The organism is Desulfonatronovibrio magnus (genome assembly GCF_000934755.1).
Taxonomy (GTDB): Bacteria; Desulfobacterota; Desulfovibrionia; order Desulfovibrionales; family Desulfonatronovibrionaceae; genus Desulfonatronovibrio; species Desulfonatronovibrio magnus.
Map to the genome: position 1 here is coordinate 211,258 of NZ_KN882175.1, position 19,684 is coordinate 230,941.

Here is a 19,684-nt window from a genome sequence, read left to right on the forward strand (position 1 = left end):
GATAAATTTCTTTTTTTGATTAGCTAAACACTTTCAGAAAACTGCATTTTAGAGCAATGATTGCAATATGGGCTTTTTTGAAGACCTGGATGCAGGTATTTTTTCGATTGTGTATCTTCTGCTGGAATTCAGTCTGATTATAGACTTTTCACCAAAGGCTGGATTAGAAACAAATGAAGATTCATTTATTTTGAATACTGGCAAATCAAGGCTTGACAATTCAGGCAGGACTGAACTTTTTTCTGAACATGCACGTATAGTCTGCTATACAAAAACCTTCATCTTAACTGCTTAATGTTATGAAGCTCCCATAAGCTGATATGCTACTAATATCTCTCTTCTATCTAAAACTTTCTGTGTTTCCTGGTTCAGTTTGTATCGTTGTGGCTGATGCCTGGTCAATATAGATATTAGACATTTTTGGCATATGAGAATTAATCATATTGATTTTTTAAAAAATCTGTGCAATATTAGTTAGAGAGATAAATTTGTGTCACAAAGCCTACTTTCCAGATAAGTTTTCAGCTTAACCCACATGCCGCTACACATGAAAAACGCTAATCCTATTCAATTTTTTGAGTTCTTCCAGATATGCTCTTCAATTTTTATTAATCATTGTTTATGGCGAGTCTGTTTTAGACAAGAGCATGTAAGTTTTTTGAGCAATCATTTTAAGCACTGTTAAGTTGAGGTGTTAATGCTTGAAATCAGATTTGAACTTGGCGCTCAAATCCATCTGCCAGTAAATTCGAGGATACCGGCATATAAACTGAGAGACAAGCTGCGTTTTTATGATAATCACTTCTGGTTTTTTCAGGAGTCTGTTACGACCTTGGAAGATATTTATGAAAACAAAATCGACGTACTGATTAACAACAGATTTGTTAATGAATTTGCGCTCAGTGATCTGAGGCTTCCCCCATTGGTTGGACAAAAAATGGGTCAAGTTAAGGTGTAGGCCACTGGTTTTTTTCAAGGGCAGGAACCCCCATGGGGGTTCCTGGGATCGCATCAGTTAATTCGTTCTTTGTCAAATAAATATGCATGCTCTGGAGTCCTTTTCCCCAAGGAATCATGCGGACGTTCCTGATTATAAAAGAGAAAATAATTCTTCAAATTTTCGAAGGCACCTCGGCCATCACTGTAATTCTTGAGGTAGACCTCTTCGTATTTTACTGATCGCCAAAGACGTTCGATAAATATGTTGTCCTGGAAGCGACCTCGCCCATCCATGCTGATATTGATCTGGGCATCTTTTAGTCTGTCTGTATGTTTAGGGCTTGTAAACTGAGATCCCTGGTCAGTATTAAAAATATCCGGCTTGCTAATGCTCAGGGCTTCCTCAAGAGCCTCGAGGCAAAAGTAGACATCCAGAGAGTTTGACAGACGCCAGGATAAAACATAGCGGCTGAACCAGTCCATGATGGCCACCAGGTACAGAAATCCTTTATCCATTCTGATATAGGTTATGTCAGCTGCCCAAACCTGATCAGCTCGGTTGATATCCAGATTACGCAACAGATACGGATATACATTATGTTCCGGATGTGGACGACTGGTGTGGGGTCCGGGCACTACGGCCATGATGCCCATCTTGCGCATCAGTCGCTCTACACGCTTGTGATTGACCAGCTCTCCCTGACTGCGTAACCAGTCAGTCATTCTGGGGCTGCCGTAAAACGGACGCCTTGTGTACTGTTCGTCAATCATCCGCATCAGGAGCTCATTGTAACTGTTGTCACGACACTGTTGATAATAATAAGAAGATCTGGGCAGTCCCAGAAGTTCACATTGCCTGCTAACAGGGATGAAACTGTTGTCAGGCTCAATAGCATGGCGCATATACTTAACCGAGCAGGCCAGATTTTTTTTTAAGCCAGTCAAGTTCCACCTTGAGCTGGCCTATTTGCTGGTATAGCTGGGCTTCTATCTCCTCTTTTTCCTTGGTTCTTTTTTTGTGAGAACCATCGAAGAGTTCTGGAGTATTTTCAATGAGCTGCTTCTTCCATTTGGAAATTTGATTTGGATGAACTTTGTACAGGCTGGCCAGCTCAGCCAAGGTCTTTTCTCCCTTGTATGCCTGCAGGGCTACCTGGGCTTTGAAAGAAGCGCTGTGATTTTTTCGTTTGGACATTTTCCCTCCCGATTCCGGACTTGTGGATGTTCATAAAATCCACCTTAACTCCTTGTCCAGTTTTTGGGAGGAACTTCAATCATAACATGAACTTTTCCGGACACCGAGAGGCATATGCAAATTGCATAGTGATTGGACTTGTCTGGGAAAGGGGTTGCGGATGCTATATTTGGAAAAATGCAGTGACTTTTAGTATCAATAAGTTTAAGGTTTCGTATCAGAAGATCACCTTTCAGAACCTGACCCTTATAATTGTTGACACTCTGACTTATGACAATCAACAACCAGATGAGTATATAAATAATCGGGTACAATATACAGACTCGATTTATGTTTTGAAATAAGTGCTTATGAACTTTACCAATAGAAAGCTTGGCAATTTTAGGATCGCTAAACTTCTTTCTGAGTATGTACGTAGGCTGAAACACTTTTAAGAGAGCTGGAAGCCCGTGGACACCACGATATTCACGACATAACCCTTATGGCATTGAAAACTGGTATGCACTTTTCTGAAATTGCAAAGCTTGCCTGGGAGAACATTGACCTGTCAAACCTGATCATTATTATAAATGACTCAAAGAGTGGCGAGGTTAGCAAAACCTCACTCCCTGATAAAAGTCACCTCAAAGGCCTTGCAGGGGCGGTATTGCTGCAGGCGGTTGGCAAAGGTGAAGTGGTCATTCATATCATAGCGCTGGAATATATCTAAGCCCCGGTCCAGGCTGATTTTCCAGCCGTGGTCAGTAACTATGTGCCTGGCATGTATAGAACCGGCAGCATTAAAGTTCCAGGTGAAACTTATCCCTATTGAATCTGCTGACTCCTTGATCTGGTCCAGAAACTGTTTCTGCTGATCCGGCTTTTGATCATCTTCTGAGGTGATAAGATGGACATTGCTTTCCTCTTCCTTGAGCTTGATTCTGGCCAGGGACTCAAGAAATTCCATAAAATTGCGGATCTGAAAAAATGCCCTGATATACGGATCTGTTACTGTAATCTTGCTTGCACCCTTAAGATAGGGGCCAAAAAGCCCTTCATAGGAAATGCCTCGCTGATTTTCCTGGATAACTATGTGCTGCTCAGTAAGTTCCTGCTGGGGAGCCGTATCCTCTTGTGCTGACAGATCAGCAGGATCCCCTGAATCTTCAGGCTGCTCACTGACATCGTTTTCACTCAGGGTGCGGTGATAGTATTTTGGATACTCACGTTCTTCCAGGGTTTTGACTGAATATTTCTTGTTGCTTTCATCTGTATAGCTGAAATTAACCCTGGCGTAAGTGGAGTCAATGCGCATGAGCTGGTCTTTGACCCGCTTGCGGCCCTCAACAGCAAAGTCCAGGATTTCCCGAATTTCTTCAGGAGTTGCCTGGCCATGAGGAAAAATAATCTTCATCAGCCCGGAAAAAGTCTTGTTAATAGCGTCTCTATCCCTGGTGGCTATATCAGACGACAGAGTATAAAGTTGTTTATATCTGTCTGAATAGTCATGGTTGCGCATGGCTCTCAAGATTTCAGCAAGATAATCTACCACGAATCCATAGCCGTCAGAAAACATCTCACCTCTGATTATGTCCACCTCCCAGCCGGGGATATAAAAATGAATCCGGTCCAGAAAAGCTGAATCATGATATTTTTCAGGCAGATCACAAAACAGGGCTTCGTGCTTGAGCATATAGGGAACAGTATGACTGGTATTGCCCACAAAGGTCATGGATGCTTCAGCTCCCAGAGTTTCCACACCTCTGGAGAAGGATTTATTGGCCATGTAGTTCTTCAAAATGTCAACAAGGGCCTTGTTCACCTGTTTCTGCTTCCCGGCAAATTCATCAAAAGCCACTACATCCCAATAGCCTACCAGGCCGATTTTGCCGCTTTGATTGTTGACAAAAAGCTTGGCCACAGTGACTTCACCCCCTGAGATAAGTATGCCATGAGGTGAAAACTCAGAATATATATGAGATTTGCCTGTCCCTTTGGGGCCAAGCTCAATAAGATTGTAATTTCGTTCGCAAAAAGGAATGAGACGAACCAGCTGGGTCAGCTTGCTGCGGCGCCCAAACATTTCAGGATTAAAACCAATGCTTTTCACAAGCAGGTCAATCCATTCCCGGGTGGTAAAATCCTTTCTTGTTTCTATATAATTGTCATAATCAAAATTGGATAGTTGAATGGGCTTGAGACTTGATAAAATCCACGGAGAGATCCTCTGATCTTCGGTAAACACATATTCTACATCAGCTATGCACCATACCCCACTGACCAGAAGCTTGGGATGACTCTTAACAGTCCCGGAATCAACCAGAACCTTTTTGATACCCAGATTAGAGAATTGAGCCTCATAGTTATCTGTCTTATCATTCAGGTCCACGCTGATCTTATCTATAACCTTGTGCCGTCCCTTTTCCTTGATTGTCGAACGGATAAGTCCTGCTTCGTTGCGATGGACATAATGTCTGGACAGAATTTCCCTGACCGTATCAATACCGGACTGAATGCTGGCTTCGTCATCAGTGGCGCAGTACTGACCAAGCAGATATTCCAGAACATAAGTCGGCACAATGGCGTTGCCCTTGACTGTCTTGACCAGATCTTTGCGGACTACAAGACCTGCAAAAAGCTGACTGATTTTTTTATCCAGTTCCATCATAGTTAGTGCCTGTTCCCTGCTTTTCGATTGAAAAGGGATAAATTGTGTAACTGTTCACTATATTGGCAGCCTCTGCCCAATTTGGTTTTCTTTTGTTGCAAACTCCCGGCTTGAGCCCGTAAGCCAAAATCATTATGTTTTCCAATAGCCGGGAGACAGTGTTTTCGCCATGCTTTTGGCTAACGGGCTCAAGGCGGGTCAAACAAGCAACAATGCGAAAAGCCAAACAGGCCAGAGGCTTGATCCAATAAAAAAATGTGTTGAGCAATTACTAAATTGTCATGAAAATACAGATCATCAAAAATCAAAATCGCTGGTAAATGATCTTCTCAGTATGTATCTGAGGGACTTATAGTCTTTGTAATGACTGGTTCCAGAAACTTTTTCCAAAAGCTTGAGTATCACTTCCTGATTGTTAAACTGATCAGCCTTGCTGGTCAGCAGGAAGCGAACCTTTAGTTCCCGATCTCTTGGATTATCCGAGACAATATCAAATGAAAGATCATGAGAATCGGAAATGAGTTCGCATTCAAGGGTATATATACCCGCCCTGAGATTTCTGGGCCGGACTTTGTCACTTACCGGATTTTCCTGATAAAAGCCCACTGCAAGCTGTCCAGAAGTAATGATATTCCCGGCTCCGGCAAGAATATTCACACTTACTGCGGAAATATTGCTTTTACGCTTTTTGTTCACCTTGAGGACAGGCACAACAACTTCCTGCAGGGCTGCACCACCGTGCACAAATCTGCTTCCAGAACCTCTTAAGCGCAGCCGGTTAATGGATCTGGGTATCTGTATCTCCACATCCCCATCAAGCTTCAACAAGGATGATGTAAACTTGTGCAGCCCAGGAGCATCCTTTAGACCTTTACCCAGCACAAATCTTCTGTCCCTGAAAAATATTTCATCACCGCAGGCAGCACTTCCTGAAAAATCACTCTCCTCAATGGGCCGGTCCTGATAGATAAAGCCATGGTCGGCAGTTATGATCAGATTGCTGGCGTTGGCTCCTGTCATCTTTTTTATGAGCCTGATCATGTCCTCCAGGGTTTTTTCAACAGCCTCAAAAACCTGATCTTCTGACTCTCTCTTATCGCCTGCAGCATCTATCCGGTTATGATAAACATAAACAACATCATTTTCCCGGATCAGGATTCTGCAGTCATCACCCTTCATGGCCATAAATTCATCAGCCTTGAGTGCGGCGGCCCGCTTACCCCCCATCTTTGCCAGATGAAGGATTTTTGTTCTATTAACAAGCCCAACAGAACTTTGGCCATCAACCAGCACGGCAGAGGTCTCATTTTCAGCCAAGGCCAGTTTTCTGTGAGGCAGAAGGGCAGCCATACCCATCTGGGTATAGCTTGGGAGCATGGTCAGCATAGGTTCCAGCTCAGCTTCATAGCGGTCCTGCTGACGGATAAGGCTTAAAAGTTCTTCGCCTATTTCGTAGCGCAGGGCATCTGAGATGATTACACAGACCTTGAGATCTTTTTCCAGAAAAGGAACTTCCAGAAAGCGACGGAAAAATTCATCCTGGCGAAAATACGGCCTTGCCTCCCATTGAGAGGCAGCGTCAACATGAACTTGCCACTGATCATTCAGCTTGAGCAGGTAGCCATTGGAGTAAAAATTATCTATCTGTTCAGCCAAATCCTTCATTAATGATGCATGGCCTGGTGGTTTCAAGGCCCATAATATCTTCAAGTATTCTGTCCACATTTTTTCCATATGATTCAGCAGGCTTTTGTGCTGACATGCCTTCCTTATCAAGACTGAGCAGAAAAATATTTTCCGGTTTGACATGGGTCAGTACATGGGGTGAGTGAGTTGAAATAACAAACTGACAGTTGGGGAATGCTTCCGTTAGTCGGGGCACAATAAGGCGTTGCCATTTTGGATGAAGGTGCAGATCAATTTCGTCAATTAGGACGACTCCTTTTCCATGCAGAGGGTCGTCTAAGTTAGGGTTGGCTATGGCCATTCGTCTGGCCAGATCCCCAACCATGGCCATAAGGCATTTTTCACCGTCAGAAAGCTGATTGACAATAAGAGCCTGGCCATTTTTTTTGACTTCCATGCGCAAAGGGTTTCTTCTTACGGCAAGATCTGTAAGCTCAGGCATAAAAATACTCAGGGCCTTTCGTACTGATTCTAATTGACGATCTGGAAATGATAATTTGTTTGGTTCATTAAATACATCTTATATTTCAGGATGGCGTCGCATCTCATTTTCCAGGTCTTCCCTTTCTCTGAACCATTCAAAAAAGGTCCTGAAATTTACCCCGCCTGTGAGAGATTCTTCATAGGCTGCCAGGAGATTGAATTTATGTTTTGATCTGATTCTCAGAGGAATATCCAGTACTGCTCTGTTTACTGGGTAATAGACCATAATGGGCAAATCGGTATTTTCACTTTCCTCAGTTATACGATCTTGTATATGTTTAGTATGTTCATTTAGTTCATTAAAATCAGAACGCTTCTTCAACTTGGAATGTCCCTGACGAGACTTGACAATCTTCCATTTGATATCCTGGCTCTTATCGCTGCATGCAATATTCAAAGAGGCAACAGACTTGCCGTTCATTATATCGCTTTCAGTAATGGGGCGGCCTGATGATCCTGAGTGCTTGACCCGGTTCACAAACCAGGAAAGCATGATCGCAGCCGCATCCAGCACACTGGACTTACCCGAACCATTGACTCCCACAAAGACATTCAGCTGGTCATGAAAGTCCAGACTCAGGGACTCAGCGCCGCGAAAATTGGTCAAAAGCATATTTTTTATATTCATAAAAATGTCCTCTTAAGTTGACAGCCCAGGCACTTTTTTCAAGGCCTTGCCAAACTTGGGATAATTGACCTTAACCCCATCATCAAGGTCGATTTCAATCTTTTCAACTGCCAGGGGATAAAGAATCTTACGTTCGTAATCCTCAAGATCGTTTATGATCTTCTTGATTTTCTCAATTTCATTTATGGCTCTGGTTTTCTCACTTGATGAGGCATTGGTGCTGTTGCTCACACCCTTTAAGTGCTGTTTGCGGGAACTTAACTTGACCAGAAACTCGCGCAGATACTTGTTCAAAACAATACTTGCAGTATCAGGCTGATAGCGGTGCATGTAGATCAGGGCATTAAAACTGCCCTTGGGGCTGGAAAACATCCAGTAGATGGGCCTTTTTTTATAGCGCCGGACATGGTCGTTGTAAAAATCCTTAAGCAGATATTTACGCAGATTTTTGCCCAGAGCCTTTTCAATAAAGCGCAGATTGTCTTCAAAATTCTCCCGGCCAAAGGTGATTTTCAGAAATTCTTTGAACCTCTCTGCCAGGTCATCTGTGAACCAGTCACCATCAAGAATGGGAATGACATTTTCTTTGTCCGGGGCAAAGGTTGGCTCAGGAACCTGCTTCAGATAATCCTCAAAGGTTTCACCCTGATTGGCCAGAATAAGACCTGGCTTATCTAAGGAATATCGGCCGAACATGCAGCAAGTATAAGTCCTGTTTCTGCTGAGCTGCCAATAAATCTGCCAGTTCACTACTGATAATGGCAGGCAATATCTGATGCTGCGCCGTGATCAACTGAGCCTCCCGCATCATCCTGAAAAGTACCTGGCGCAATTTCAGCCTGGTTGCAGGCTTTATTCTGTCTAAGCTGTCATCCCATTCCGCTTTTGCATTAAAAAACATATCAAATTCTTCATGAGGAATATCCGGACGAAAGGTGATATAGCGTTCTCTCAAAATCTCAGTGGCAAATTCACGAATAAATTGATGGGCTCTGCAGACACCCACCCACAGCAGGTATCCTTTTTCCAGGTCAGAAGTATGTCTGAAATATTCAATTTCATTTGATGACAGGGTCTTGAGGCGGGAGCAAATCTGGCCGGATATTTTTTGTGAACTGGCTGACGAACGAAGCTGAAGAAGGTTCTGATCCATTACCTTTTTTCTTACCCTGTCCCAGTCAGGCAGGTCAGAATAAAGGTCAATAAACATGGAGGACTCAAATATAAAAAGCCCCCCAGTGGTAAATGACATGGAATATTTCTTTGGTGGCATTCTTCAGTTTTTAAGCTGTTATATGTTCATTTACAGAATTCTTAGACAGATCACAGAAAATTCTGAAAATCTACATACCTTTAGAGGGAAAAATAGGTGACCATTGCAGGATGATTTTTGTGTGCATTTTTTTATCGTAAAAATACGGGGAGAGAATGGGGAGAGATTGTCATGAAATAAAAAAGGGTTCAAGCTAAGTGCCTGAACCCTTTGAGTTTTTTTGGTGCCGAAGGGGGGACTCGAACCCCCACGGGCGTGGCCCACTACCCCCTCAAGATAGCGTGTCTACCAGTTCCACCACTTCGGCACTATTGGGAAAGTCGAAATAACGAATGCGGTTAATATAATGTCTTTCTGATTTTGTCCAGCATTTTTATTGAGTTGCTGGTGCGGAATTTTCCTCAGTTTCTATGGGAGTCTGCACTGGCAGAGACGGAGTCATTTCATCTCTTCTGGTCTCATCCAGAATAATCGAGCTTGGCTGAGTAGTATGCTTTTTGGCACTCATGTAGGTAAAGGTAAGAGAAGTGCAGAAAAAAACAGCAGCCACTCCTACAGTAAGCTTGGTCAGAATTCCTCCAGCTCCGCTGCTGCCGAACAGGCTGCCGCCGCCCCCGCCAAATATGACACCCATGCCCTGCTGCCCTGACTGCAATAGAACAAGAACAACCAGCGTGATGCAGGATATAATGTGAATTGTTATGATAAGAGTTTGCAAGAAACGCCTCCGTAAGGAAAATTAAAAAAAATGGATCAGTTCAGACCACTAAACAGATCCAAAAAAATACTTAAGCTGTGACAATCTTTGAAAAGGAATCAGCCTTCAAACTCGCACCTCCTACCAGCACACCATCTACATTGTCAAGAGAAATAATAGTAGCGCAATTATCAGGCTTTACACTGCCTCCATATAAAATCCGAATATCCTTGCCTTCTTGCTGGTTCGGTTCAAGCCAGGAGCGAATCAGATCGTGAGCCTGGGCAATGTCCTCAGGTCCGGCAGTTTCCCCCGTTCCAATGGCCCATACTGGTTCATAGGCAATAATAAAGTTTTCGGCCTTGACCTGTCCTGCCCTCGCAAGACCTTTTTCGAGCTGTCCAAGAAGAACCTGTTCAACCAATCCCTGCTTTCGCTCTTCAATGGTTTCTCCAATACATAATATGATCTTTAAATTACTATTAAGACCATATAATACCTTTTCAGCCAGAAAATCATCTCTCTCACCAAGGACATGCCTTCGTTCAGAGTGGCCGACCAGGGCAAAAGAGCAACCACAGTCAGTCAATTGCTGCGGGCTTATCTCGCCTGTATATGCACCCTCCTGCTCCGGATAAAAATTCTGGCCTCCAAGAAAATACCCAGTTTGTCCGGCAAGCATTTCACTTACACCGTAAAGAGCAGTAAAAGGGGGAATAAGCAAAACTTCCCGGTCGTCGGGTAATTTATCGCCTACTGCCACCACCAGCTCCCTTGCTGTGCGGCTGGCATCATCTCTGGTTTTGTACATTTTCCAGTTGGCAGCCATAATTTTTTTTAACATTTTATTTGAACTCCCATATCATACTCATTTAAAAATAATTCTGATCTTAATTTGAATCAGCGGTTTGCCAGGAGGGAGCATTACGCGTTTCTGAAAAGTCAATTGGGGACAGTCCCGAAGCCAGGGACAGTCCCCGTGCCAAGCCGTCGCAATCGGGTTTTAAGTCCATAATAGCTATGACATACAGCTCGAATTTATAGTTTTCAGAAACGCGTAATGCTCCCTGCCGGGATTGATCCCGAACAACTTAAAATAAATCTGTACCTGCTTTGGCCATATTCAGCAACTGCTCAACCTTTCTGCTGTAAAGCCTGGAACCCGGGCAATACTTTGCCTTCGAGAAATTCCATAAATGAACCTCCACCTGTAGAAATGAAGCTGAACTTTTCAGTTATGTTCATTTTATGTATCAAAGCATCAGTATCACCTCCGCCAACTATGGTTTCAGCAGGCAAATCACCCACCAGATCTGCAATATTGTAAGACCCTTGGGCAAAGGTTCTGTTTTCAAATGCTCCCATGGGGCCATTCCAGACGATGGTTCCAGCTTTGGTCAAAACTTCGGCAAATAAAGTGCATGAAGCCGGGCCGATATCTAAGGCCATTTTATCTGAAGGAATGTTTTGAAAAGGAACTACCTCTGCACCGTCCTGAATGTCCACACCATCACCAGCAATAAAGTCAACCGGCAGGTAAAAACCAACTTTTTTATCTCTGGCATTCTGCATTATGACCTGGGCTTCATCCAGTAAGTGATCTTCTACAAGAGATTTGCCTACATCATATCCCATAGCCTTTATGAAGGTATTGGCCATGGCACCTCCAATAATCATGGAGTTAACCTTATCCATGAGATTGTTCAGAACTCCAAGTTTGGAAGATACTTTTGCGCCTCCGGAAATTAATATAAACGGTCTGGCAGGGTCAACAATTCTGGACAGATACTCCCACTCCTTTTTCAGCAAAAGACCACCCATGCACTGCTCAAAATGATCGGTAATGCCTACTACAGAAGCATGTGCTCTGTGGGAAACTCCAAAAGCATCATTCACGTAGGCCTGGCCCAGTTTAGCCAGCTGCGCGGAAAATTCAGAATCATTTTTTTGTTCACCCTCATGGAACCGCAAGTTCTCCAGCATAAGGACCTGCCCGGGTTTCAAAGCTTGGGCCATGGCTTCTGTTTCAGAACCAATACAGTCTGGAGCCAGTGCAACATCTATTTCCAACAGTTCAGAAAGTCTTGCAGCAACAGGTTTCAATGAAAGATCCGGCACTATTTTTCCCTTGGGTTTGCCGAGATGCGAACAAATTATCAGAGAAGCGTTCTTTTCAAGAGCAAGCTTAAGAGTTGGAATGCTGGCCTTAATGCGATTGTCATCCTGAATTTCCTGGTTCTTGATGGGTACATTGTAATCGACCCTGATAAGAAGTTTTTTACCGCCAATATCTTCTGTATCAATAAATTTCATAATATCTCCATATGGTTGATGGTTCTTCATTAACTAATCAAACGGTTATCGTTACTGAAGGTTGTTAAACCATAAAGAATAAAATTTCAACACTGAGTCGACAGTGAATTAAAAAGATTTCGCCTCTTGCGCAAGTGGTTCAGGTTAAAAAAACGAGAAAGGGCGAACACAAGGTTCGCCCTTTTGAAAAAAACGCTATGATCAGGGACAGCTTTTATAAAAATATATAGCCGCATCTACTCCCAGGATCTTTTATCTTCAATACCAGATCCCTTCTCAAACATTTCGTGACCATCCTCCAGCACATGCACCTCGGCCCGTAACTTAATTTTTTCCTGAAAAGTTTTGGAAACCTTCAGGGTATCCGTATCTCTTGAGCAGCAAAGGTATAAACTTATTTTATCCTTTCCACCTGGGTTGGTGGTCACAATTTTCCATGTTTTGATATCAGGAAAAACTGAAAGAGCCTGTGCCACCTGTGCCGGATATACAAACTGTCCTTTGACCTTGACTGTATCATCCACTCTGCCCATAATACCCTGAAGACGCGGGCTTTTACGCCCACAGGGGCATGGATCTTCTGTAATTACAGACAAGTCGCCTGTAGCGAGACGTATGAGCGGATAGTCAGGATTAAATGGAGTAACCACAACCTCACCTGGTTGCCCCGGAGACAAAGGTTTTCTGGTCTCTGGATCACAAACTTCCACATGACACCTGCTTGAAAGATGCATGCCGGACTTCTCCGGACACTCATAGGCAATACAGCCCAGATCAGCAGTGCCATACCCCTGCCTGACCAGCATACCGAAACGTTCTTCAAGTTCGCTTCTGAGAGTCTCTGACAGCTTTTCTGCAGCTACAAAGGCCACTCTTAATTTAAAGTCCTTTTTTAAGTCCAGACCATTTTTTTCAGCCTTATCTGCGATAATCTTGAGAAAACTGGCCATACCAACAAATCCATTAACCCCAAGCCTGGTCATGACGTCAATCTGACCTTCAGTATTGCCTGGTCCGGCAGGAAAAACAGCGCATCCAATCTCATGCAAAGGCTCTTCCATCATCAACCCTGCAGGAGTGAAGTGATAGCTGAAGGTCATCTGTACAACATCCCTACTGCGAAAGCCTGCCGCATAAAATGCCTCAGCAAATCCCCAGAAATCCTTTTTTCTTGCCTCAGGATCCACAATAGGTCCGGGCGACATGAAAATATGGCGCAGTTCTCCTAAATCACAGGCCAGCAAACCACCCAAACGGCTGTCCTGAGTTTGCAGATGCACAAGGTCTTTCTTGGGCAGTACAGGAATTTTGTCCCAGTCACCCAGTCCTTTAATATCTTCAGCATTCAAGCCAGCCTTTTCAAGTCTTTGCCTGAAGGCAGGCGAATAGCTGCAGGCGTGATGCAGCAGTGTTTGAAGATTTTCCCAGACATGCCTCTGACGCTCAGAAGCGCTCTGAACTTCCTGATCATTGTAATAACCTGTTGATCTATCCTTATTCATGTAATCAATCCATTGGTTTGTAAAGGCTGTTATCCAAGCCAGCGTTTTCTACGTCTGTAATGCTTCACATCCCGGTAACTACGCTTTTCTCCAGTTTTGCCGATGCCGAGATAAAATTCCTGAACATCTGGATTTTCAAGCAGGCTCTTTGCCCTGCCATCCATAACTATCCGTCCGTTTTCCAGAATATAACCATGACTCGAAATACTCAGAGCAGCCCTGGCATTCTGCTCAACAAGCAAAATGGTTACTCCCTCTTCACTGTTTACTCTTTTGATAATCTCGAAAATCTCTTCCACAAGCAAAGGGGCAAGCCCAAGAGAAGGCTCATCAAGCAAAAGCAATTTAGGCTTAGCCATTAGTGCCCTGCCAATGGCCAGCATCTGCTGTTCCCCACCGGACAGATATCCGGCCAGCTGCTTTCTGCGCTCCTTAAGCCGGGGAAAATATTCATAGACCATTTCTTTTGATACGGAAAACTCACTCTTAGGGCGAATGAAACCCCCGCATTTGAGATTTTCTTCAACATTCAGGTCTTCAAATATTCTACGGCCCTCCATGACCTGGAAAATGCCGAGACGGACAATTTTTTCCGGCCATAATTTATGAATGGGCTGCTCATCATAAAATATGGATCCCTCGGTTATTTCGCCGTCTTCTGTTGCCAGCAGCCCGGAAATAGACTTAAGAGTTGTTGATTTGCCTGCGCCATTGGATCCCAGCAATGCTGTTATGGAACCCCTTTCCACCTTGATGGATAGTCCTTTAAGCACCAGGACAACATCATTGTAAACAACTTCAAGGTTCTCAACACTGAGTATGTTCAAACCTTATCTCCGTTGATGTTATTATAGTTAATACCGTCAAGCTCCAAAACTTGGAGCTCTATTTTTCTTCTGTCAAAAAAGATGCAATACGCGTTTCTGAAATAAATGAACTGTTTGTTTAGCTGAATCTGTTTAGCTATTGATGACACCTTAGCCCAGAGACAGGCTCTTCAGCATCTTCCAGCCTTCAGCCTTCAGCCTTCAGCCTTCAGTCTCCAGCCTTCAGCCTTCAGTCTCCAGCCTTCAGCCTTCAGTCTCCAGCCTTCAGCCTTCAGCCTTCAGTCTGCAGTCTTCAGCCCAGAAAAAACTATAAAGCTATTTCCCAAGCCAGTCATCACGTCTTTCAAGCTCTTCTTCAGCCAGTAGCTCCATACCATCCTGATGCAGACGATAAATATAAACCGACATATTAGGTCTGTGATCATCAGGATAAAAGCTGACTGCAGGGGTTAACCCCATAGGATCGAAGTCACGCAAAGTCCTTACTGCATCGCGAATGCCAGATCCGTTGAGCTCATCATTCTCCATAGCTATTCTGATGCCCTCTGCCATAACCAGCATGGAAGCAAATCCCCTTATATAATGAGTCATTTGAGGTCTGCCGCCTGTAATCTCCTCGATGACAGCCATTCCAGGAACATCTGCACCGTAAATTACTCCTGTCTGCAGACCAAGGTGCCCGTTTACAGAACTGCCGGCCAGCGACAGCAGCTGCTCATCACTACCCCAGATATTGGTGATGAAAACAGCATCCATATTAAGACGTTCAGCATCTTTCAGGATTACTGCTGTTGAAGAAATGGTCCCACCAACCCATACGTAATCAGGCTTGTTTCTATTTAGTCTGATAAGCTGTGTGGTAGCGTCCATATCCCCAAGGCCAACATTTTCTTCGCCCACTATCTCAAACCCAAGCTCCCGGGCATACTCACGCCCAGCAGGTATGGGAGCCAGACCATAGGGATGGTTTGGATAAACAAAAGCAAGCCTGGGAGCACGATCTTTGTCCCAGTTACGATGCAGATAGTTAAGTACTCCACGCAATTGAGTTGAATAGTCTGCAGCAATAAAAAAATTATACGGAGCAACATTGGGGTCAGTCAGATGGGCTGAGTAAGACGCGGAAAATGTCGGGATGCGGTCTCTTGCCACCTGACGAACAAGCGCTTCAGTGTCAGCTGTTCCCCAGCCCTGCAGGGCCACCATACCCTGGCTCTTGAATCTGTTATAGGCTGCCAGAGCCTGCTGCACATTGTAGGCATAATCCACCTGCATCAAATGAATCTTCTGACCATTAATACCGCCTTGATCATTAATGTATTTGACAGCATCCTTGACTCCATCGGCATAAGGCCTTCCAACATCAGAGGTTGCACCGCTGAGATCTGAAATCAGTCCAATTCTAATCTCTGCCTGAGCGACTCCTGAAAAACAGGCCATTATAGTTGCCAATAAGATAAACTGCATGAATCGTTTCATAACAACCCCCCATAGAAAAGTAAGATATTAATGAGCAAAAGGATGCAGCTTGAAGTATGATTTGGCAAGCTGCCATCGTCTGGCCAGTCCATCCGGTTCAAAAATAAGAAACAGAACCAGAATAAGGCCGAATATACCATCACGCATGGCAAGAAAATATGTGCTGATATTGGGAAAAAAGCCACTCAAATGATCTGCTATAAAGCTTAGCACTTCCGGAAGAAGAGTAATAAAAACAGCCCCGAATACACTGCCCAGTACGCTTCCCAGTCCTCCAATGATGATCATGGCCAGATAACTAATGGAAAGAGTTATTTCAAACTGTTCTGGAGTGATGTACATGGTATAGTGGGCCCACAGACCGCCGGCGATCCCTGCCAGGAAAGAACTTATGCCAAAGGCCTGCAGTTTGTAATAAAACAGATTTATACCTACTGATTCCGCAGAAAGATGAAAATCCCGAATAGCTACAAAAGCCCGGCCTGACTTGGTGCGCAGCACGTTTTTGACCATAATTACGGCCAGCACGGCAAAAGCAAGTGTAAGATAAAACATTTTAAGATCAGTATCAAAATCAAAGCCGAATATTACTGGTGTGTCTAAGCCCATACCAATGGCACCGCCTGTGACACTAGTCCAATGCATGAAAATATAGACAAGTATCAACTGAGCAGCGAGAGTAGCTATGGCCAGATAAATCCCTTTGAGACGCAGGGAAGGTATTCCAAATATCATCCCAACCATGGCTGTAATGCCGCCGGCCAGAATAAGGGCCGGCAGAAAAGGCATCCCACTCAGGGTGAGGACTCCGGAGGCATAGGCTCCTACTCCAATAAATGCCCCATGTCCGAGAGATATCTGGCCGCAGGAACCAGTTAGCAGATTCAGCGATACTGCTCCGATAACCGCAATGTTAATCAGGTTCAGCAGGGACACCTGATAGGAGCTGAGAAAAAAAGGTGATATCAGCAATACGATAAAGAAAATTGCCAGACTGCTTTTTTGGAATCCAGTATGAAAAACCTGACTTTCCCTTGCATAAGTTGTAAAAAAAAGACCGCATTTTCCCTGCATGACTAAACTCTCTCTATCTCATGTGTTCCGAACAAACCATAAGGCCTGATCATAAGAATTATAACCAGAACTACATAAGCTGCCACCTCCCGGAAACCGGCCAGACCAAAAAGTTGCTGGGCCAGACCGTCTGACACATTTTCAAGAATCCCAATAATCAGACCGCCGATGGCTGCACCGAGAAGACTGTCCAAACCGCCGAGAATAACTGCGGGAAACACTTTGAGTCCCAGGTGGCCAAGCTGGGGGTTTATTCCGTTAATGTTGCCAAGAATAATTCCGCCTATGCTGGAAACAACAGCTGCTATACACCAGGACATGGCAAAAATGTTTTTCACCCCTATACCCATGGACTGCGCTGCCTGCTGATCAAAAGCTGTAGCCCGCATGGCAATACCCATGGTTGAGTATTTGAAAAAAAATGAAAAAATTACAAACAAAACAACAGAGAGGCAAAATGCTGCAATGTAAACTGGAGCTACTGGCAACCCAAGAATCCAGACAGGTTCTGTTGGCAATACCTGTGGATAAACTCTGATGGAAGTCCCCCAGAAAAGCTGAATAACCGCCTTCAGCACCGTGGACAGGCCTACCGTAACCATGATTACACTGATAATTGGTTCGCCAATCATGGGCCTTAAAATTACTCTCTCAAGACACAAGCCGAGAATAACTGAAAATATCAAGGTCATAAAAAACGAAATAAGGAAGGGCAGGCCCAGCTGCACAGTCAATGCAAAACATACATATGCTCCAAACATAACCAGTTCGCCCTGAGCAAAGTTTACTACCTTTGTGGCCTTGTAAATAATGACAAAGCCAAGGGCAACAAGACTGTAAATACTCCCTATGACCAGACCATTTAATACCAGATGTAAATAATATTCCATAGTATATTCCAGATGATTACGGAGGTTTAAAGTTCATGTTTCAAATAAAATATAAAAAAAATAAAGAAGCAACCGCCTTATGTCAGGCAACATCCTTAATGGCAATGCTTCCTTTCATTTCCCGGGTACTTCCATCCTGATACTGAATTCTGGCCACCATATCCACCTTGCTCTTATCTGTGTACAGATTGTCTATCAGTTCCTGGTACCTTTCACCAACAACTTTTCGCCTTATCTTTCTGGTCCTGGTGAGTTCACCATCGTCGGCATCCAACTCCTTGAAAAGCAGTGCAAAACGTCTGATTCTGGTATTTTCCGGCAGGGTGGAGTTAATCTTTCTGACTTCTTCAGCAATCAGATTATATACTTCTTTTTTGGCGGCAAGATCCTGGTAAGTAGTGTAGGTAATTAGCTTGCTTTCACTCCATCTGCCGGTAATTTCTTCATCAATACAGATAATGGCTGCTATGTACTCTTTGCCTTTGCCCATGACCACAGCTTCTCTGATATAAGGCGAAAACTTGAGCTTGTTCTCCATGAATTGTGGAGAAAACTTAGTGCCGTCGGCCAGTTCCATGACATCTTTTAGTCTGTCAATAACCACCAGCTGCCCATTATCCTTAAAGTAACCCGCATCCCCGGAAAGCAGCCAGCCATCATCGGACAATGTTTCTGCTGTGGCTTTTTTATCCTTGTAATAACCCTGAAATACTGCATCAGACTTGGATAGAATCTCTCCTTCCTCGGAAATCTTTATCCGGGTCTCAGGAATTGGCTCACCTACAGTATCGAAATCAATATGGCCATCTCTATGAATGCAGGAAATGCCTGCAATTTCAGTCTGGCCATAAATCTGTTTAAGGTTGACTCCCATGGCATGAAAAAACTTGAAAGTATCAGGACCCAAAGCTGCACCGCCAGTTGTGGCAGAACGAATTTTTGAAAAACCAAGGCGATCTCTTAGAGATCGAAATAAAAAAAATTGTGACAAGGCATAGCGGGTTTTCAGACCCAGCCCTGGTTCTTTCCTGCCCAGCCTGCACTCAGCCATCTCAATGCCGATACCCATGCATGTATGATATATAAATCTTTTAAGCCGGGTAGTTTCCATAATGCGAACCTGAATTCTGGCTGCAAGGTTCTCCCAGACCCTGGGGGGAGAAAATATAATATGAGGGCCAATTTCACGGATATCATTCTGAACAGTTTCCTGTTCTTCAGGAAAATTAACACAAAAACCGTACAGCAATGAAGAAGCTACAGCCATCATCTGCTCCCCCATCCAGGCCAGGGGCAAAAAAGAAACAAATTCATCAGTCTGATGCTTGGGATCCACCTGGCCAAGGTTGTAGGCCATGGATAAAAGATTTTTATGGGAAAGCATGGCCAGTTTGGGACGCCCTGTCGTACCTGAAGTAGTGGCAATCAAACATACATCATCAGGGCTGACCTCACTTACCCATTTTTCAAAATCACCACTGCTCTCCTTGCCCTGCTGTCTTACATGGTCAAAGTGCATCAGACCAGGATGATCATACTGTGAAAGTCCCTTGGCATCATGAAAGACTATATACTCAAGATGAGATACTGTCTCTCGAAGAGACAGCATTTTATCAACCTGTTCCTGATCTTCAGCAATAACCAGCTTACACCCAGTGAGCTCAAATATGTATTCAATTTCCTGAGCCTGAACATCCTGATATACACCCAGTGAAATTCCTCCCAGGCTTTGGATAGCCAGTTCAGCCCACAACCATTCAGGTCTGTTATCTCCAATTAGAACAATTACATCGCCTTTGCCCAGTCCGAGTTTTTTTAAACCGGCAGCAAATTCAGCTGTAATTTCAAGATAATCCTGCCAGGAATAGGTCTGCCATATCCCCCATTCTTTTTCCCGCAAGGCTGTGACTGAGCTTAGCTTTCCGGCATTTTCCAGAAGAAGCCGTGGAAGAGTTGTATTGTGATCTGTCATACTATTTTATAATCTTGAAAGTTAAAGATTTAAGACTGAAGTACGATAAACTTGAGAGTTAAAAGCTCCTCACCCGGGC

18 protein-coding genes and 1 tRNA gene are annotated in these 19,684 nt (G+C 44.0%); 2 read left to right on the top strand and 17 right to left on the bottom strand.

What is annotated here, in order from left to right:
- Nucleotides 1-67 precede the first annotated feature (67 nt).
- Nucleotides 68-295: a hypothetical protein gene (locus LZ23_RS12880; RefSeq protein ID WP_045214790.1), complete on the top strand. Its 228-nt coding sequence runs from the start codon at nucleotides 68-70 to the stop codon at nucleotides 293-295.
- A gap of 402 nt (nucleotides 296-697) precedes the next feature.
- The gene (locus LZ23_RS12885; protein ID WP_045214792.1) at nucleotides 698-958 is read left to right on the top strand and encodes a hypothetical protein; all 261 of its coding nucleotides are present in this window, start codon (nucleotides 698-700) and stop codon (nucleotides 956-958) included.
- Between the two features lie 53 nt (nucleotides 959-1,011).
- On the opposite strand, the gene LZ23_RS12890 is transcribed toward LZ23_RS12885, so the two are convergent.
- The 17 genes from LZ23_RS12890 to LZ23_RS12980 all read right to left on the bottom strand — a co-directional run bounded on the left by LZ23_RS12890 (nucleotide 1,012) and on the right by LZ23_RS12980 (nucleotide 19,605).
- Nucleotides 1,012-2,134 (bottom strand): IS3 family transposase gene (locus LZ23_RS12890; RefSeq protein ID WP_435050740.1). Its coding sequence is split into 2 segments (ribosomal slippage): nucleotides 1,012-1,863 and nucleotides 1,865-2,134, totalling 1,122 coding nucleotides; the frame shifts between segments, so codons are not numbered across the junction.
- A 601-nt stretch (nucleotides 2,135-2,735) separates the two neighbouring features.
- Nucleotides 2,736-4,781 (bottom strand): BREX system Lon protease-like protein BrxL, encoded by a 2,046-nt coding sequence (gene brxL, locus LZ23_RS12905; protein ID WP_045214796.1) that lies wholly within the window; start codon nucleotides 4,779-4,781, stop codon nucleotides 2,736-2,738.
- Between the two features lie 297 nt (nucleotides 4,782-5,078).
- A complete protein-coding gene (gene pglZ / locus LZ23_RS12915) occupies nucleotides 5,079-6,446 on the bottom strand; it encodes a BREX-1 system phosphatase PglZ type A (RefSeq protein ID WP_052507358.1) in 1,368 nt (455 codons plus the stop codon).
- Nucleotides 6,430-6,909: an AAA family ATPase gene (locus tag LZ23_RS25670; protein ID WP_052507359.1), complete on the bottom strand. Its 480-nt coding sequence runs from the start codon at nucleotides 6,907-6,909 to the stop codon at nucleotides 6,430-6,432. The genes pglZ and LZ23_RS25670 overlap by 17 nt, the downstream gene beginning before the upstream one ends.
- A 78-nt stretch (nucleotides 6,910-6,987) precedes the next feature.
- Nucleotides 6,988-7,578: an AAA family ATPase gene (locus tag LZ23_RS25675; protein WP_052507360.1), complete on the bottom strand. Its 591-nt coding sequence runs from the start codon at nucleotides 7,576-7,578 to the stop codon at nucleotides 6,988-6,990.
- A 12-nt stretch (nucleotides 7,579-7,590) separates the two neighbouring features.
- Complete coding sequence (locus tag LZ23_RS12925; protein WP_198145991.1) at nucleotides 7,591-8,274, bottom strand: hypothetical protein; 684 nt, start codon at nucleotides 8,272-8,274, stop codon at nucleotides 7,591-7,593.
- Complete coding sequence (locus LZ23_RS12930; RefSeq protein ID WP_198145992.1) at nucleotides 8,249-8,830, bottom strand: DUF1819 family protein; 582 nt, start codon at nucleotides 8,828-8,830, stop codon at nucleotides 8,249-8,251. Before LZ23_RS12930 ends, LZ23_RS12925 begins: the two co-directional genes overlap by 26 nt.
- Before the next feature lie 242 nt (nucleotides 8,831-9,072).
- Nucleotides 9,073-9,158, bottom strand: a tRNA-Leu gene (locus LZ23_RS12935).
- Between the two features lie 66 nt (nucleotides 9,159-9,224).
- On the bottom strand, nucleotides 9,225-9,569 hold the full coding sequence (gene secG, locus LZ23_RS12940; protein WP_045214801.1) for a preprotein translocase subunit SecG: 345 nt from the start codon (nucleotides 9,567-9,569) through the stop codon (nucleotides 9,225-9,227).
- Between the two features lie 70 nt (nucleotides 9,570-9,639).
- On the bottom strand, nucleotides 9,640-10,392 hold the full coding sequence (tpiA, locus tag LZ23_RS12945) for a triose-phosphate isomerase (protein WP_045214803.1): 753 nt from the start codon (nucleotides 10,390-10,392) through the stop codon (nucleotides 9,640-9,642).
- A gap of 290 nt (nucleotides 10,393-10,682) precedes the next feature.
- Nucleotides 10,683-11,861, bottom strand: coding sequence for a phosphoglycerate kinase (locus LZ23_RS12950; protein WP_045214804.1), 1,179 nt, complete (start codon nucleotides 11,859-11,861; stop codon nucleotides 10,683-10,685).
- A 236-nt stretch (nucleotides 11,862-12,097) separates the two neighbouring features.
- Nucleotides 12,098-13,363 carry a phenylacetate--CoA ligase family protein gene (locus LZ23_RS12955; RefSeq protein WP_045214806.1) on the bottom strand — a complete coding sequence of 422 codons (1,266 nt, stop codon included), beginning with the start codon at nucleotides 13,361-13,363 and terminating at the stop codon, nucleotides 12,098-12,100.
- A 29-nt stretch (nucleotides 13,364-13,392) separates the two neighbouring features.
- A complete protein-coding gene (locus tag LZ23_RS12960; RefSeq protein ID WP_157493226.1) occupies nucleotides 13,393-14,190 on the bottom strand; it encodes an ABC transporter ATP-binding protein in 798 nt (265 codons plus the stop codon).
- A 315-nt stretch (nucleotides 14,191-14,505) separates the two neighbouring features.
- A complete protein-coding gene (locus tag LZ23_RS12965) occupies nucleotides 14,506-15,669 on the bottom strand; it encodes an ABC transporter substrate-binding protein (RefSeq protein WP_052507361.1) in 1,164 nt (387 codons plus the stop codon).
- Nucleotides 15,670-15,696: 27 nt separating this feature from the next.
- A complete protein-coding gene (locus LZ23_RS12970) occupies nucleotides 15,697-16,743 on the bottom strand; it encodes a branched-chain amino acid ABC transporter permease (RefSeq protein WP_045214807.1) in 1,047 nt (348 codons plus the stop codon).
- Nucleotides 16,744-16,745: 2 nt separating this feature from the next.
- Nucleotides 16,746-17,633, bottom strand: coding sequence for a branched-chain amino acid ABC transporter permease (locus LZ23_RS12975; RefSeq protein ID WP_045214809.1), 888 nt, complete (start codon nucleotides 17,631-17,633; stop codon nucleotides 16,746-16,748).
- A gap of 82 nt (nucleotides 17,634-17,715) precedes the next feature.
- Nucleotides 17,716-19,605 (bottom strand): AMP-binding protein, encoded by a 1,890-nt coding sequence (locus LZ23_RS12980; protein ID WP_045214811.1) that lies wholly within the window; start codon nucleotides 19,603-19,605, stop codon nucleotides 17,716-17,718.
- Between the last annotated feature and the right edge of the window lie 79 nt (nucleotides 19,606-19,684).